The sequence below is a fragment of the uncultured Sphingobacterium sp. genome (assembly GCF_964277905.1).
In the GTDB taxonomy this organism is placed as follows: domain Bacteria; phylum Bacteroidota; class Bacteroidia; order Sphingobacteriales; family Sphingobacteriaceae; genus Sphingobacterium; species Sphingobacterium siyangense.
In genome coordinates, this window is the sequence record NZ_CAXYKD010000002.1 from 52035 (window position 1) to 68575 (window position 16541).

Consider the following 16541-nt stretch of genomic DNA (forward strand, 5'->3'; position numbering starts at 1 on the left):
CGCAATTGAAAAACAAATTTATACAGATGAAAATTAAAAATCTATTATTACCATTGATCGTACTGGGGCTATCCACAAGTGCTGTGTCGGCACAGAGCAAAAAGATCAAACACGTTGTTTTAGTTGGTTTTGACGGTTTTGGAGCGTATGCTTTACCAAAAGCGGAAATGCCATATCTTAAAAAGATGATGCAGGAGGGGACATATAGTACACATGTACGTACCGTATTACCTTCCTCTAGTGCTGTAAACTGGGCTTCCATGATTATGGGCGCTGGTCCTACGGCGCATGGATATACAGAATGGGATAGCAAGACACCCGAGATCCCTTCTACAACCAAAACAGCAAACGGAATGTTTCCTTCTTTATTTAATGCTGTTGCCAGCAAAAATCCCAAGGCACAGTTTGCTGTGGTACATAGTTGGCCGGGTATAGGCTATTTGATCGACAACAAAGTCGTGCAAAAGGTCATTAACACCAAGGATGATGATGAAGCGGCTTTGAATACCACCGTGGATATCATAAAAAAGGAGAAACCGACGATTACTTTTGTGCATTTCGACCAACCTGATGGTGTAGGCCATAATATCGGGCACAATACACCAGAATACTATGCCGAACTAAAACAGGTCGACAGACGTATTGGTACCTTACAGCAAGCTGTAAAAGATGCGGGAATTGCAGATGAAACAATTTTTGTTATTGCTGCGGATCACGGCGGTACAGGAAAAGGACACGGTGGTAAATCGCTGGCCGAGGTGGAGATTCCCTGGGTAATGACCGGACCAGGTGTGCCAAAAGGAAAAGAAATCAAGGAAACTTTGATGATTTATGATATCGCACCTACATTAACATGGTTGCTTGGTGCACCGCTTGATGCCGCTTGGCGTGGACAGGCGATCAAAGCATTCCAACAATAGTTGTTGCCCGTCAAACAAAAAGCCCCAAAGAATTTTCTTTGGGGCTTTTTGTTTGACGAATCGTCAATATTATATATCTACGACCACATCCATTTTGAAGTCATCATCTTTTAGATGGACAATTTCCGTGGCTTTTTCGTAGTTAGTTGATTTCTTGGAGAAGAAGTCATGTTGTGTCGTTTCAGTATTCAAACCATTCAATACGATTGGGTTGACTTGTTTTACTTCGAAGATCGGATCAAAGCCCAAATTCATCAATGCTTTGTTGGCATTGTAACGAACATATTCTTTTACCTCTGCAGTTAAGCCAACTTCAGTATAGATCTCTTCTGTATATTTCAGCTCATTTTCATACAAATTGTAAAGCAAGGCCAAGAAACGAGCTTTTACCTGATCTTGATTTTTTAATTTTTTGAATTGATCTTGGGCTATTAATCCAACGAATACACCGTGAATGGATTCGTCTGCGATAATTTTCTTAATGATATCGGCAGAAGCAACCATTTCACCTTGTCCACATAACCATAATGGCAAGAAGAATCCAGAATAAAATAAGAATGACTCCAATAATACGGAGGCAGCCATCGCCATATAAATCTCCTCGTCCGAAGCATCTTCTTTATCGATTGCGCGGTAGTAGCCATCAATCGTTTCTGCTTTGTATTGAAGATATTTATTTTGTTGAACCCATTCGAAAATGTCGTTTATTTCTGCGGTTGTAGAAACTGTCGTGAAAATAGTGGAATACGATTTTGCGTGGATAGCTTCCATCATACACATATAAGACAATACAGCTTTATTCTGTAATGTATCGATATGATCGATGATTTTAGGCATACCAGTATGGCTTTGAAGGGTATCCAATAGGGTTAATCCTCCTAAAGCTTTTTTATACGCATCTTTCATTTCTGGGCTGATACGTTTCCAGCTATCGATATCTTTTGAAGGAATGTATTCCGTATCGATCCAGAATTGACGGATATTTTGTTCCCAGAACATCAATACATAATCGTTCTCAGGGGTATTCCAATTGACAGCTTTATATGTTTTACTCATTTTTAGTTTAAAGTATTAGGCATTTATTATCACGTATTTGGATTGTTGATTTTAGATAAGCCAAAAGCCGCCAATGGCGTAGGCAACTTTTGACTTTCTCCCATTATATATCCAAATACTAAAATCTCAAAATTAAGCTGAACAAGAGACACATTCGTCGATGGTCGATTTTCTTGTCCGTGTATAATAAAGGGATTTCAATCCCAATTTATGTGCATAGATATAATATCTAGACAAATCTCTTGTCGAATCCTTTGAGTTTGTATGCAAAATTGTAGATACACCCTGATCAATATGGCGTTGGATAACCGAGATCAATTTTAAGACCTTGAATTGATCCATATCATAAGCCGATTTGAAATAGAAATAATTATCGTTTGTCAAGTATGGCATTGGATAGTAAGTTGTACTATCTCCATACTCACGTACTTCAATGATATCTACGATTGGCATAACTGATGCAGTTGCATTCATGATATACGAAGTCGATTGATTTGGAGCAATAGCCAAGCGGTAAGCATGATAAATACCATGTTCTTTGATTTTCGCTTTTAATTCCAACCAATCTTCGACTGTTGGAATATGTATTCCTTCAAATAACTCCGTTACCTTAGCTGTTTTAGGCATGTAATCGCGGTTTATGTAATTGTTGAAATACGTACCATCGGCATAGGCTGATTTTTCAAATCCAACAAATGTTTTACCACGTTCTTTGGCAATTTCCATCGATGCTTCCAATGAATAATAGTTCATCATCATAAAGAAAGTATTGGCAAAATCCAGTGCTTCGTTAGATTCATACATGATGAAGCTTTTTGCAAGGTAACCATGGAGGTTCATTGCACCTAGCCCTACAGAATGCAACTCACGGTTTGCTTTTGCAATAGAAGGAACCATGTCGATATTGGTTACGTCTGTAACGACAGTCAAAGCACGCATAGCCGTTTTTACGGTTTCTTTGATACGTTTGTTGTCCATTACAGTAGCAATATTTAAGGAGCCTAAGTTACAGGAAATACCATAACGGATCGTGTCCTGTTTGCCATAGATCTCAATATCGGATACTTGAGATACTTGCATGATTTCAGTACACAAGTTCGAGAATTTCACTTGACCGATTTCATTCAATGCATGGACACGGTTGGTGTTCTCTTTGAAGAAAATATAAGGATATCCTGATTCTTTTTGTGTCTGAGCAATTTTAACTAAAAGGTGACGAGCATTGATTTTTTTCTTTTTCACGTTTGGATTCGTGATCAATTCGTCGTACATCTTGTCCATATCCATCTCATCCAAGAATTGTCCATACTCTTGCATCACCGTATGTGGGTAGATCAAATAGCATGGTTCATCTTTTTCTGCCAATTCCATGAATTTATCGGGAACGATGATACCGATCGACAATGATTTGATCCGTACTTTCTCGTCAACGTTGATTTTTTTACAATCTAAAAATTCTTCGATGTCAGAGTGGAAAATATTGAGATATACTGCACCAGCACCCGGACGTTGTCCCAACTGGTTCGCATATGAGAATGTATCTTCCATAATCTTCATGATTGGAAGTACACCGCCGGCACGGCCTTCAACACCTTTGATCGCTTCTCCGCGAGCACGGATTTTAGAGATATTGAACGATACACCACCGCCGATAGAAGACAACTTCATTGCGGAATCAACAGCGTAACCGATACCATTTAAGTTGTCGCCGATTTCATCCAAGAAACAAGATACCAATTCACCCGAGCGTTTCTTTCCTGCATTCAAGAATGTAGGGGTCGCTGGCTGATATTCTTGATTGATCATGATTTCTGCGTACTCAATTGCTTTTTGAACACCCTCTTCTCTTGCTAAGAACAAGGAAACAGCAACTACACGGTCTTCATAACGCTCTAAAAATTTCTCGCCAGAGTCATCACGTAAAGCGTAGCTCTGGAAGAATTTGAATGCCGCCATAAAAGATTCGAAACGAAATTTCTTCGCATAGACATAGTTGAATACCGTTTCCATTTCTTCAAATGTAAACCATTGGTAAAAGTCAATATAATAGTTGTTTTCTACCAAATAGTCTATTTTTTCTTTTAATGTATAAAAGAACACTGTGTTCTTATTTACATATTCCAAGAAATATGCACGAACCGCTTCCTTATCTTTATGTAAGCTGAATTCGTCATCATGCTTAATCATGATTTCATTATTAAGCAATATCCAGTTTTTTGCTACTTCGTTTGCTACCATCGCAAAAGTTCTTTAAGATGTCAATAAATTGATTAATATCTTCCATTGTTCCGGACAGTTCAAATTTGAACGCCAGTGGAATGTCGAAATCCTGTGAAATGCGATCAGCTGCTAGACCAAAATTCGGTCCCCAGTTGCGGTTGCCACTGGAAGTAACAGAATAGATATTTTTAGCTTCGCGTTTCATGAATTCTTTTGTGTTTTCGGGCACCTGTCCAAAATTTGTGGTGAAAGTGACCAAATGACCAGGGGCTTTTACCGTTAAATCGGCGGTAATCTTATGGATTTGCCAACCCGTTATCTGAGCTACTTTATCCATAAAACGTTGTACGTTGCCCGTTCTAGAATCATAATAAATGTGTATCATGTCACTGTTTCATTTTAATGATACGCTGAATTTATTAAAGTGCAATGGCAGCCAATTCCTCTGGTTTAAAGCCAATGATACGGTGTTGAATCTCTTCATTTTCCAACACAATTACCGTAGGAACTGTGCGGATTTTGAATCTTGCGGCCAAGTCTGGTTCATCAAAAGGATTAACCGTTTCATATTGGATACCTTTTTGATCCAAATAAGCCGATACTTGTGCACAAGGAGCACAATCGTTTTTCTCAAATTTGATAATTCTTGCCATGTTTACTTGTTTATTTTTTTATTCCAATCTTTATAGAAAAACTCGGTACGGAGTTAATGGTATCAATTTTAATCGGGGAGACCAGATTTAAGGTGCATCTGGCCATTTAAAATAGACAATTCATCAAAAAGAAAAGTCTGTGTTTCGATACTTAAAAACTTCGTTGAGTTGCCAATTCTTTCATTAGCTTAACAAATATCTTATATTTTCTTTCGATGCGGTAGTTTGACTTTTCCACATTTTGGGTAAAAGTTTGTTAGAGAATGCGTTTGCTGCAGGTTAGTGTTTGTAAGTTGTTGATTATCTTAATTTTGTAAATGTGGATAACTTTAAATTAGTAAATTTTACCACTATTTTACAAATGATTTAAGTTTAATTTTACTGTCATAAAAAAGCTACAAAGCTTGCTTTTTTATGAAAATTTTATTACCTTATTTTGCCCTAATTTGAAAAATAAATTTATGAAGAAACTATTCTATGGTCTCTTGCTTCTAGCGTCGCTACAGACGCAAGCGCAGGAAAACATTACCTTTCAAAAACCCTCTACTGAAATTTTAGCCTTAGCCGATTATGTGCGCCCACCTCAGATAAAGATTTCAAGCGATAGAAATTGGATGTTATTTACGTTCCGGCCTACGTATAAAAGCCTGGCAGACTTAGGCCAGGAAGAAATGAAACTGGCTGGATTGCGGATTAATCCGAAGACGAACATGGAAAGTTCGACAATCTTTTTCGATAAGATTGCCTTGAAAAAAATAGGGCAAAATATGGAATTTTCCGACTTCACGGGGATGCCCGAAAAAGCGGCGATGGCCAATTTTGTGTTCTCTCCAGACAATAAGCGTTTGGCATTTAGCAATACAAATGAAAGCGGAACTGCCTTATTTGTCATTGATCTTGCATCGCGAAATGTCAAACAGTTGACAGCTTACAATTTGAACGGAACATTGACAGCACCATTTCAGTGGCTGAGAAATTCTTCCGGTTTAATAATAACAAGTCTGCCAAAGGATAGGGCGGCACTGTTGGATCCTTCAAAAGATTTGCCGACAGGACCTATTGTCTCAACGAGTGATGGGAAGGTGTCCCAATTGAGGACATACCAAGATCTGCTTAAAAATCCGCAGGATGAAGTGAATTTTGAAACATTGGTACAATCCAACCTTGAACTTGTAGATCTGGACGGCAAGATTTCTTCCTTTAAAGATAAAGCCATTTATACGGGGATCAGTTTCTCTCCGGATGGTGAGTATGTGATGATCACGACGATCACAAAACCTTATTCCTACGTAGTTCCGGTCTCGTCTTTTCCACAGCAGGTTCGTATTTATGACCGATTGGGCAAGGAAATAGCGCTTGTGAATGAGACAGCCTTGACAGAGGTAATGCCGAAAGGTTTTTCGTCGACACGATCGGGAAAACGTGCCTGGCATTGGCGGAGTGATCAGCCAGCTACATTAGCTTATGTAGAAGCCTTGGATGGTGGGGATGCAAATAAACCTGCGGAGTTTCGTGATGCCTTATATACTTTATCTTACCCTTACAATGGTGCGGGAAAGCTTATTTTTAAAATCAAAGACCGTTATGCTGGTGTAACATGGGGGAATGATAAATATGCATTGATCAATTCGCAATGGTATGATACGAGAAATGCAAAAACTTTTGTGGTGAATCCTTCCTCGGGAGAATCTAAACTATTGCATGACCGGAACAGTCAGGACGTCTATAATGATCCGGGAGATGTGTATATGGAAAAAAATAGTTTAGGCACTTATTCGATGTATATAGATAAGGATAAGGCGTTGTTTGTAGGTAAGGGTTTTACTAAAAATGGCGAGTTTCCTTTTGTGGATGAGCTTGATCTGCATTCATTGAAGAAAAAACGCATCTACACTGCTCCAGCATCTGAACTACAGGAGCGTATCACGCAAATTGTAAACCCTAAAACAGGTGATTTGCTCATTTCGCTTCAGTCAGCATCCATTTATCCGAATTATTTCATGAAAAATATGAAATCGGGGAAACAGGTGACGCTCACCACGTTGGAAAACCCATTTAAATCGTTGGAAAAAGTTCATAAAGAGATTTTAAAATACAAGCGCAAGGATGGAGTCGAACTTTCCGGAACATTATATTTACCTGCCGGTTATGATTTTACGAAGAAAGAGAAGTTGCCCCTGCTAATGTGGGCTTATCCACGGGAATATAAGGACAAGAATACAGCCGGACAAAGCACGGCCAATCCGAAGGAGTTTACCTTCCCAAGTTATGGCTCTTTTATCTACTGGGTATCGAAGGGCTATGCTGTATTGGATAATGCGGCCTTCCCTATTGTTGGAGAGGGAACAAAAGAACCGAATGATACCTTTATTGAACAACTTGTGGCAAATGCCGAAGCTGCAATTGATGCGGTAGATCATTTGGGTTATATCGATCGGAAAAAAGTTGCTGTGGGTGGGCATTCCTATGGTGCGTTTATGACAGCACATCTGTTGTCCAATTCAAAATTGTTTGCCGCAGGAATAGCGCGTTCTGGAGCATACAATCGGACCTTAACACCATTTGGTTTTCAGAGTGAACAACGAAACTTCTGGGATGATCCAGCCTTGTATATGACCATGTCTCCATTTGTGAGTGCTGATCGGATGAAAACCCCACTTTTGTTGGTTCACGGCGGAGCCGATAATAATCCCGGAACATTCACCCTGCAGACAGAACGCTATTTCCAGGCCCTGAAAAACTTGGGAGCTCCCGTGCGTATGGTCATTTTACCACGCGAAGCACATGGATATGTCGCCAAGGAAAATATCTTCCATTTACTTTGGGAGCAGGATCAATTTTTGGAAAAATACCTTAAAAAATAAGGTGAATATCGAAAAGAATATGAAGAGGTTGTTGTAAATGCAATGCAGCCAAAAAGTTGTACAAAGTTAGAAATTAATTGTTCATGTGATGAGCTCGATATTTTATCGGGCTCATTCTTTTTAGATGGGGCAACAGCCCCGATTTGATCTGCGTTAATCTGATTTGGATACCCCGAAGTTGGGGCTCAACTTTGGCAGGCTCCTGTTGGACAGCCGGAAAATGTGCTGAAGTACCAGTGGATTATACATATTATTTTTTTAAGTTTGGGTAATTTACTGGAGGGAAAATCCAATTATGAGACCTGATATATTTAGAGAGAAATCGCCATTGTCTTCCGATGACTGCTTTGTGGTCTTCGATCGGAGAAAATCTTCCTTTACGTTTCCTGTACATATTCACCCAGAATATGAGCTCAATTATGTTGAGGGGGCTGTGGGGGCACAACGTATCATTGGCAACTCGATAGAGTCTATTGGAGAGCGGGATCTGGTACTCATTGCAAGCCCCGAGCTTGAACACGCCTGGAAAGATGGCGATTGCCAATCGAATGATATTCATGAGATCACTATTCAGTTTCATCCTTCATTAATTGAACAGTATCTGGATAAAAAGCAGTTTGCAAGTATACAGCAGTTATTATCCAAAGCTTCGCGTGGTGTAGTTTTTGGGAAAGACACAGTAGATCGGGTATTACCGCTATTACGCATACTGACTTTGGAAAGGGATGGATTCTATTCGGTTATGAAACTTTTGGTGTTGCTGTATGAACTGTCTAAGGGTGAAGATATCCGTGTACTATCTACTGCGACCAATACAGTGTTGAGCAATAGTGAATTGATGATGGGACGATTGCAGGAATATATCGTTACCCATGTAAATAGAGAATTGAGCCTTCCGATGGTTGCCGCGGTGATGAACATGAGCAAATCAACATTTTCCCGTTTTCTGAAATCGACTACAGGGATGAATTTTACCGATTATCTGCTTGATTTTCGGATCAATATGGCAGTGCGACTACTGAAAGAAGAAACCTTAATTGCTGATATTGTCGAACAATGTGGCTTTAACAGCGTTTCGTATTTCTACCGTGTATTTAAAAAGAAAAAAGACCTCACTCCCGTCGAATATAGAAATAGCCTTCGCAAGCAACAGATGATCATCTAGTTTTTTTCTTTTTTCCTTTCTCATTTCGCTTTTTTAGATAGACGAAAGATCTATATACGTCTATCTAAACAAAGTCAACCATTCCGTGAATATGGTGGCGTTTAAACGCTATTTAGTTATTGATTACCCCTATTCCTCTTGCTAGATAATTCAATACAAGTGAGTTTAAAGTTCAATAAAATGATCTTTATTAATTTTTAATATACTGTTTTTGAGTTGTTTATGGTGTTGTTCTGTTGCCTCATTTTTTTTCCTATTTTATTGTTATTTCTATTTTGCGCAATCGTTTGTGTTGACATTTTTGTGTTTTTCCCAGGAGAAATATGAATGAAAAGTACAATACAAATGAGTTGATCTTGCTATTTACGGCATCTCCTTTTCTCTAATTTCGTCAAACAAACCAATAGAAGAATACCAATTAAGTATAGACATATTATACAAACCATCTATTTATTGTAAACCTTAAATACACACAATATGAGAAAAACAGCTTTACTACTCTTACTTTCCACTTATGGGAGCTTAGCCTTTGCACAGCAATCCCAAAAGGTGAGGGGCAAAGTCCTCGATGCGGATAATAAGCCAGTGGCAGGAGCTACGGTCAATATCAAGGGGAGCGCCAGCGGAACGAAAACAGATGCCGATGGTTCTTTTACACTTGATGTTGCGAAAGGCAAAACCTTAAAAATTACCTACGTGGGAATGAAGGAGCAGGAGGTGCTTGTCAATGATGCATCAACCTATAGTATTATACTTCAGTCGGGTACGGAATTAGATGAAGTTGTGGTGATCGGCTATGGTACGGTGAAAAAAAGTGATTTGACCGGTGCAGTGGCATCCGTGACGGGCAAGGATCTGCAATCGAATTTAGCTAAAAGTGCTGCTGGCGCTTTACAGGGGCGCGTTGCTGGGGTGAGTGTGTCAAATGCTGGTGGATCGCCAGGAGCAGGAATGAATATCAATATTCGTGGTATAGGTTCGATGGGCAGCACTAATCCTTTATATGTGATTGATGGTGTATTTGGCGATATCAATACGGTAGATCCAAATGATATCGCTTCATTGGAAGTGTTAAAAGATGCATCAGCAGCAGCTATTTATGGTTCTCGTGCGGCTAATGGGGTGGTGATTATTACAACGAAGGGCGGTAAAAGGGCAAGTCCAGCCACGTTGAGTTTAAATGCTTATACTGGGGTGCAAAGTCTACCCAAAAAAATGAGCTTGATGGATGGACCGCAATGGAAAAAATTTGTGGACGAAAAGGGATATCTACCAGTACAAGCCAAAGACTTCAATGCGAATACCGACTGGCAAGATGAAGTGTTTCAAACAGCACCCGTGAATAAGATCAATCTGGATGTTGCTGGTGGTGGCGATCGATCGACCTATAGTGTTTCCGGAGGGTATCTGAATCAAAAAGGTATTTTGAAAACAACGGGTTATGAATCTTTCAATGTACGCAGCAAAAATACCTTTAACTTTTTCAATGATCATCTCCGTGTTGGAAATACTTTCTTGATTAAATCGGGTGATCGCCAATATGCCAATTTGGTAATCACAGATATCCTGCGTCAAAATCCGTTATTACCGGTTTATGATGCCAATGTTGTCGGTGGATATTCAACCTATGCACCATGGATGAAAAATTTGGATAATCCCGTTGGTAATTTAAATCTCAATACGAATCATGTCTATCAGACAGATATCATGCTCAATGGATATGCGGAGGCAGATCTTTTTGTAAAAGGATTAAAATATAGATTGAATGTAGGGATTAATAGAACCACAGGAAGAAATTATAACAAATCGGATCGACGTCCCGATGGTACTGCCGTTTTGCAATCTTCGCTGAATGAAAGCGCTTTCTTCAATAATCAGTGGCTGATTGAAAATACCTTACATTACGACAATACTTTTGATAAGCATACGATTTCCTTATTGGCCGGTTACTCCTCTCAGGAAAACTCGAATAGGGGATTTGGTGCCAAGAGACTTGATATTCCAGCAGGCACGGATGCAATTGATGCAGCATCACCAGCAGAGCAATCAACTTCAGGAAGTCTGCAGGAAGCATCCATGATATCGCAATTTGGTCGTGTGATGTATACGTATGATAACCGTTATCTATTTACGGCAACGGTTCGTCGAGACGGATCTTCGAAGTTTGATAATGGACATCGCTATGGGGTTTTCCCATCGGTGGCTCTGGGCTGGAATATCATGAACGAAAGCTTTTTTGAAAAGGCGAAAAATTCAGTCAATGAATTCAAAATCCGGGCAACTTATGGTCGCTTGGGTAATCAGGAGATTGCCAATTATACGACACAAAATGTTACGAGATACGGTATTAACTATATTCAAGGTGGAGCGTGGTGGCAAGGAGCAATCCCTGGAACGAGCTGGGTTTCGCCATCTAATCTAACTTGGGAAGAGACCGAGACGAGCAACCTCGGTGTTGACCTGGCTTTTTTACAAAGTAAGCTAAGAATCAGTGCAGATTATTATGTTCGAAATACGAAAGATATCTTGTTGTCAATCAACCAACCACCTTCTGCAGGAAAATCGGGTTCACCAGTAATGAATGCGGGTACTATCAGTAACAAGGGTTTCGAGTTTTTAGCGAGCTATCGCGATGCAATTGGTGAGGTAAATTACAATATCGGTGTCAACGCTTCGGCCGTTAAAAATAAAATGAAAGCGATTACCGTAGGAAATAAGCAGGAGTTTGAGGGGTATAATCCACAGGGTGAAGGTGTAATTAGTTGGGCTAAAGTTGGTTATCCCATTGGCGGTTTTTGGCTGATCCAAACGGATGGATTGTTCCAGTCAGATGCTGAAGTACAAGCCTATAAATCGGGGAATGGTACTGTAATCCAACCTTCGGCCAAAGCTGGGGACATTAAGTTCGTTGACTACAATGGCGATGGAAAGATCGATAACAACGATCGTCAATACATGGGCAGTCCTTATCCTTCATTAGCCTACGGTATCCGTGGTGGACTGGATTATAAAGGCGTTGATTTTGCGTTCTTCTTTGATGGTATGTACGGTAACAAAATATACAATTATACGCGTGCTAGAATAGAGAGCACAAGTGAGGTGCATAATTATTCTACCAGTCTTTTGAATTCGTGGACAGCAAGTAATACCAATACCGATATCCCGCGTTATACGCGTGAGGATCCCAATGGTAACGTACGTCGCGTCAGTGACCGCTGGTTGGAAAGCGGTGCGTTCTTCCGTTTAAAAACAATAGAATTGGGTTATACACTACCTAATACTTGGTTGAATAAAGTAACCTTGAAAAATGCACGTATTTATTTGGCTGCTGACAACCTGTTTACCGTAACAAAATATAAAGGTTATAGCCCTGATTTAGGTCCAAGCAATAACGATAATGGGGTCGGCCAGACAGGAGTAATGACGGCTGGTACAGATCATGGTCGGTATCCGCTGGCGCGAACTATTATGTTTGGTATACAGGCTAATTTCTAGTGGATTACAGGAAGTTTACAATTAAAATTAAAATAATGAAGATTTCAATTAAAAAATATACAGCAGCAGCAGCCGTTCTTCTTTTGATGGGAAGCTGCAGCAAAGATTTTCTCAATCGTACGAACCCAAACAAACCGGTGTCGGAGATTTTCTGGTCGAATGAAGCGGAAGTACAGGCGGCAATGGCAACCGTTTATTCACCTATCCGTGGGCAAATGGAAGGGTATTATGGCGCCTATACGGGATGGCAGACGATGAATCGTGCTGATGATGTTTGGTTCCTTGCAGGTGAAGAAAGATTTACATGGGAATATGCAACCTTTCTAAATACTCCGGGAACTGGAGGAAGTGATTTTGGAAGTTTATATAATGGTATTAATCGAGCCAATGTGCTTCTCTATAATATTGGGAAAGTTTCCATGGACGAAGCAAAGAGAAAGGAGCTGATTTCCGAGGCTACTTTTTTACGGGGCGTATATTACTTTTTGTTGGCTTCCAATTATGGCGATGTACCGTTATTGTTGGTTCCCGCAGATGTTGATCCCGAAAACAAACCATCGACAGCTGAAGCTGATATCTGGAAACAAGTGATCGCGGACTTCAAGGCTGCAAAAGAAAATTTACCTGTTACACGTCCAGCAGCAGAAGCAGGTCGAGTGACTAAAGGAGCAGCGATTGCCTTTTTAGGAAAGTCATTGGTGTATACTAAACAATACGGGGAAGCCGAAACAGAATTGAAGACGCTGTTAACTGCCCCTTATAACTATGATCTTGTCGAAAATTTCGAAGATAATTTTAAAGACAATACAAAGTTAAATAAAGAATCCGTTTGGGAATTGGTATATGATGGTAAATATGGTTCAGATGGTATTTGGGGGGCAGAGAATCCCAATAGTCGTCAAGGATTTATCATTCCCAATTTTGCGGGACCGGCAGGTACAGGGGCTTGGTTTAAGTTGGTGCCCGGTATTTCCGTTGTTCGCGATTTTATCGCAGAGGAGCGCCCAAGTGGATCAGATAGTCGTTTTGACAAACGGATGTATACGAGCTTCTACTGGAAATATTCGGACTATGAAACTGGTCTTACAGACGGCGCTTGGTTCGGCAATCTTTCTTTTGATAAGTTGTGGTCAGAGTCTATGGCTAAAATTTCAGCAAATCCAGGTCTTGTGTATCCGATGATAGATAATAAGCCTGGACGATTCTTGATCAAGAAATACACCAACTTCTTTAGAAATGTATCCGGAGCTAACAGTATGTACGACGCCGCAAATACAAACAATAACTTCCGTCTGCTACGTTTTGCAGAAGTACTACTTTTACATGCAGAGGCATGTGCTAAGAATGGTAACACTGCCGGGGCAGCTTCTAGTTTGAAACGCGTTCGCGATCGTGCAGGATTAGCCAATAAAACTTGGACCAACGCGGATGATTTGATGAAAGAGATTATTCACCAGAACGAACTTGAGTTTTTCTTTGAAGGTCATCGTTTCTTCGATTTAAAACGCTGGTATCCTTATGCTCAAATGAAGCAGATTTTTGTAGATAATAAAAAGCAAGGTGCCGCCGAGTTTCAACCAAAGCATTATTATCTGCCTTTGCCAGAGGGTGAAATTAATACCAACACCAAGATTCAGCAGCATCCGTTGTGGCGATAAAGAAGTATAGTCAAAATCTTAATCCGTATAAATTTACCGATCATTAAAATTGTAAAGTATTATGAAAAATTATCTGACATTATGTTTATTGTGTTGTATGGCTTTTGTTGCAAGTAGCTATTCTGTTCCTAAACTTATTGAAAATGAAAATAATACAAATAGCAAGGATTATGTAAAAACAAAGAAGCTTGTATTTGCTAATACAGTTTCTATAAACCTTAATAATTCAACCGGTACGGCATTACCTAATTGTGGTGTTTATCTTAAACAAAATGGAAATATAGTGATGACTTTGTATTATCCTATTGCGCCTGGTGTTAACTTTTATACGAACATTCCAGCAGGAACTTACGAAGTTGAAGGGTTCTTTTTAGGATCGAATTCTGGCCAATATCTTTATGGATTGCCAATGAAGGGATCTAAATGTGGGGGGCCGGAGTCGAACTTCGGGAATTATCAACTTAATGATTATGACCAATTTTCCATCATATGTATACTTGCTAGTCAAGCTAGTGGTTATCCTTTCTGTGCAAATCACTAAGAGCTTGGCATACACATAAAAATTTATTCTCGATTCCACAGTTGAGTGTTAGTTTTTTCCGGTAGGGGAGTAGATGCCTCTGCCGGAATACTTTTTAAAATTTCTTTTAAACAATAATATGTATGATTGCAGTACAACGGATGGGTAGATTTTTCAGTACTTTGATTTTGCCACTTATATGCTTTTTTCTGTTGTTTTTTTCCTGTAAGAAAGATCGGGAAACAACGAATGAATTATCTTCCAAGCTGGCATTGACATCCAAAATCGATGCAGGAGAATTGTTGCTTGATGTCAATCAGCATACACTAGAGTATGTTTTCAACTTTGAGAAGGGAGCCGTAAATGTCCCCGTAAAGGATATCCTCAAGATAACTTCTGATCTGGCACATTGGCGTACAAAACTCTCCTTTAGCGACGGATCGGAGGTGGAGGTACCTACCAAAGGTACTTCGCTCGATTTTATTGTTGAAAATATTAAACGGGATCCTTCTGGTTATAATCCACTGTCGGCCATGGTAAATGTATGGCTACCGACCTATGGTCGTGTACGGGTAACTGTACGTGGTAAGCATAGCAAACTGGGTACTATTACGCATTTATGTAACGATGATACACCACGTCAAAACGTGCCGATATTAGGCTTATATGCCGATTATGATAATGTGGTCGATCTTGCTTTTACTGACCGGGAAGGCAACGAGCGCGGTAGCACGACGATACATATTATCACACAAGCTCTAACAGTGCAAGACTTTCCCCAATGGAAGATTGTCAAAGGGCAAACCGAGAAAATGGAACCTGGGATCAATTTGGTGAGTTATCCCGGTCAGAGTGAGTTAGATACTTCTTTACCTTATATGATTGATAACGAGGGGGAATTGCGTTGGTTGTTGCTGTTGAAAAAATCACCTGATTTACAGAAGTTTTCCGGATCGATAGGTCTTAAGCGGACCAAAAAAGGGACCTTTATTTCGGGTGACCAGTCTCAACAACGTGTCGTTGAAATTGATCTTTTTGGAAATCTGATCAATCAGTGGGATCTGGGGAAACTGGGGTATGGATTTCACCATGAGGTTAGTGAAGCTGCCAATGGTAATTTCTTGATCAATGTAACCAAAGTTGCGGCGCGTTTAACTAATGGCGAACCACGTATTAACGACTTTATCATCGAATTGAATCCACAAACAGGTGTCTTAGTCAATGAATGGGATCTTGCCAAGCAACTTGATACAACGCGTTATATCAAGCCCGATGGCATAACACCGCCAGCATTTTCGCAAAGCCCCAATAACTGGGCGCATAATAATTCAATTACAGAAATTGGCGAAGATTTATTGGCCACGGCACGTTATCAGGGGATTTTCAGCTTCAATCACTCAGGAATGACGCAATGGATTATATCACCACATAAAAATTGGGGAGCCAAATATCAGCCCTTGTTGTTGAAGCCAATTGCCGAAGATGGTACAGCAATTACAGACCCAGCAGTGATCAATGGGGATGCTGCGGTTGCAGGTTTTGACTGGCCTTGGGGTCCACATACACCGGTTGCATTGAGCAAGGATCGTATTTTAGTTTTCGACAATGGGTATAACCGGCAATGGAAATCAAATTTTGCTCCCGGGGTGAAAAGCTATAGCCGGGTGGTGGAATATAAGGTTGACCTGACCAATAGAACGGTACAGCAAGTATGGTCTTATGGAAAAGATCGCGGTACGCAAGGCTTTTCACAGGCCATTTCGGGCGTGCAATATTTGGGGCAAACTGGACATGTTTTATTTTGTCCGGGTATGGGGGTAGCAACTTCTATTGGTTCAGGCGGACGTGTTGTGGAGATTGATCCGAAAACAAAGGAAGTGATATTCGATCTTGAGGTCGCTACTGGTAGCGGTACAGCATTCCATCGTGTGACACGTATGCCGCTTTATCCCGAAAACTTGTAAAGTAACTATTTTTTTGAACTGAACTA

11 protein-coding genes are annotated in these 16541 nt (G+C 40.1%); 7 read left to right on the forward strand and 4 right to left on the reverse strand.

The features are described 5' to 3' along the window. The first annotated feature begins 26 nt into the window (after positions 1–26). Positions 27–920 (forward strand): alkaline phosphatase, encoded by an 894-nt coding sequence (locus ACHWSC_RS01690; RefSeq protein ID WP_394675581.1) that lies wholly within the window; start codon positions 27–29, stop codon positions 918–920. Between the two features lie 69 nt (positions 921–989). Here ACHWSC_RS01690 and nrdF read toward each other — a convergent pair whose 3' ends face one another. The 4 genes from nrdF to ACHWSC_RS01710 all read right to left on the reverse strand — a co-directional run bounded on the left by nrdF (position 990) and on the right by ACHWSC_RS01710 (position 4849). Then, positions 990–1976, reverse strand: a complete 987-nt coding sequence (nrdF, locus tag ACHWSC_RS01695; RefSeq protein ID WP_070570180.1) for a class 1b ribonucleoside-diphosphate reductase subunit beta — start codon at positions 1974–1976, stop codon at positions 990–992. A gap of 132 nt (positions 1977–2108) precedes the next feature. Further along, positions 2109–4214 carry a class 1b ribonucleoside-diphosphate reductase subunit alpha gene (gene nrdE, locus ACHWSC_RS01700; RefSeq protein WP_070570178.1) on the reverse strand — a complete coding sequence of 702 codons (2106 nt, stop codon included), beginning with the start codon at positions 4212–4214 and terminating at the stop codon, positions 2109–2111. Beyond that, entirely contained in the window at positions 4174–4581 is a 408-nt protein-coding gene (nrdI, locus tag ACHWSC_RS01705) for a class Ib ribonucleoside-diphosphate reductase assembly flavoprotein NrdI (protein WP_083296125.1), read from the reverse strand. Before nrdI ends, nrdE begins: the two co-directional genes overlap by 41 nt. Positions 4582–4615: 34 nt before the next feature. Next, positions 4616–4849 carry a co-chaperone YbbN gene (locus tag ACHWSC_RS01710; protein WP_046673718.1) on the reverse strand — a complete coding sequence of 78 codons (234 nt, stop codon included), beginning with the start codon at positions 4847–4849 and terminating at the stop codon, positions 4616–4618. Between the two features lie 461 nt (positions 4850–5310). Between ACHWSC_RS01710 and ACHWSC_RS01715 the strand changes: the two genes are divergently transcribed. The 6 genes from ACHWSC_RS01715 to ACHWSC_RS01740 all read left to right on the forward strand — a co-directional run bounded on the left by ACHWSC_RS01715 (position 5311) and on the right by ACHWSC_RS01740 (position 16515). Continuing rightward, complete coding sequence (locus ACHWSC_RS01715; protein WP_394675582.1) at positions 5311–7713, forward strand: prolyl oligopeptidase family serine peptidase; 2403 nt, start codon at positions 5311–5313, stop codon at positions 7711–7713. Positions 7714–8008: 295 nt separating this feature from the next. Continuing rightward, positions 8009–8878: an AraC family transcriptional regulator gene (locus ACHWSC_RS01720; protein WP_075994380.1), complete on the forward strand. Its 870-nt coding sequence runs from the start codon at positions 8009–8011 to the stop codon at positions 8876–8878. A 477-nt stretch (positions 8879–9355) separates the two neighbouring features. Next, positions 9356–12373, forward strand: coding sequence for a SusC/RagA family TonB-linked outer membrane protein (locus ACHWSC_RS01725; protein ID WP_394675583.1), 3018 nt, complete (start codon positions 9356–9358; stop codon positions 12371–12373). Positions 12374–12408: 35 nt separating this feature from the next. After that, positions 12409–14031 (forward strand): RagB/SusD family nutrient uptake outer membrane protein, encoded by a 1623-nt coding sequence (locus ACHWSC_RS01730; protein WP_394675584.1) that lies wholly within the window; start codon positions 12409–12411, stop codon positions 14029–14031. Positions 14032–14092: 61 nt separating this feature from the next. Then, positions 14093–14572, forward strand: a complete 480-nt coding sequence (locus ACHWSC_RS01735) for a hypothetical protein (protein ID WP_248932624.1) — start codon at positions 14093–14095, stop codon at positions 14570–14572. Between the two features lie 122 nt (positions 14573–14694). After that, positions 14695–16515 carry an aryl-sulfate sulfotransferase gene (locus ACHWSC_RS01740; protein ID WP_394675585.1) on the forward strand — a complete coding sequence of 607 codons (1821 nt, stop codon included), beginning with the start codon at positions 14695–14697 and terminating at the stop codon, positions 16513–16515. The last annotated feature ends 26 nt before the right edge of the window (positions 16516–16541 follow it).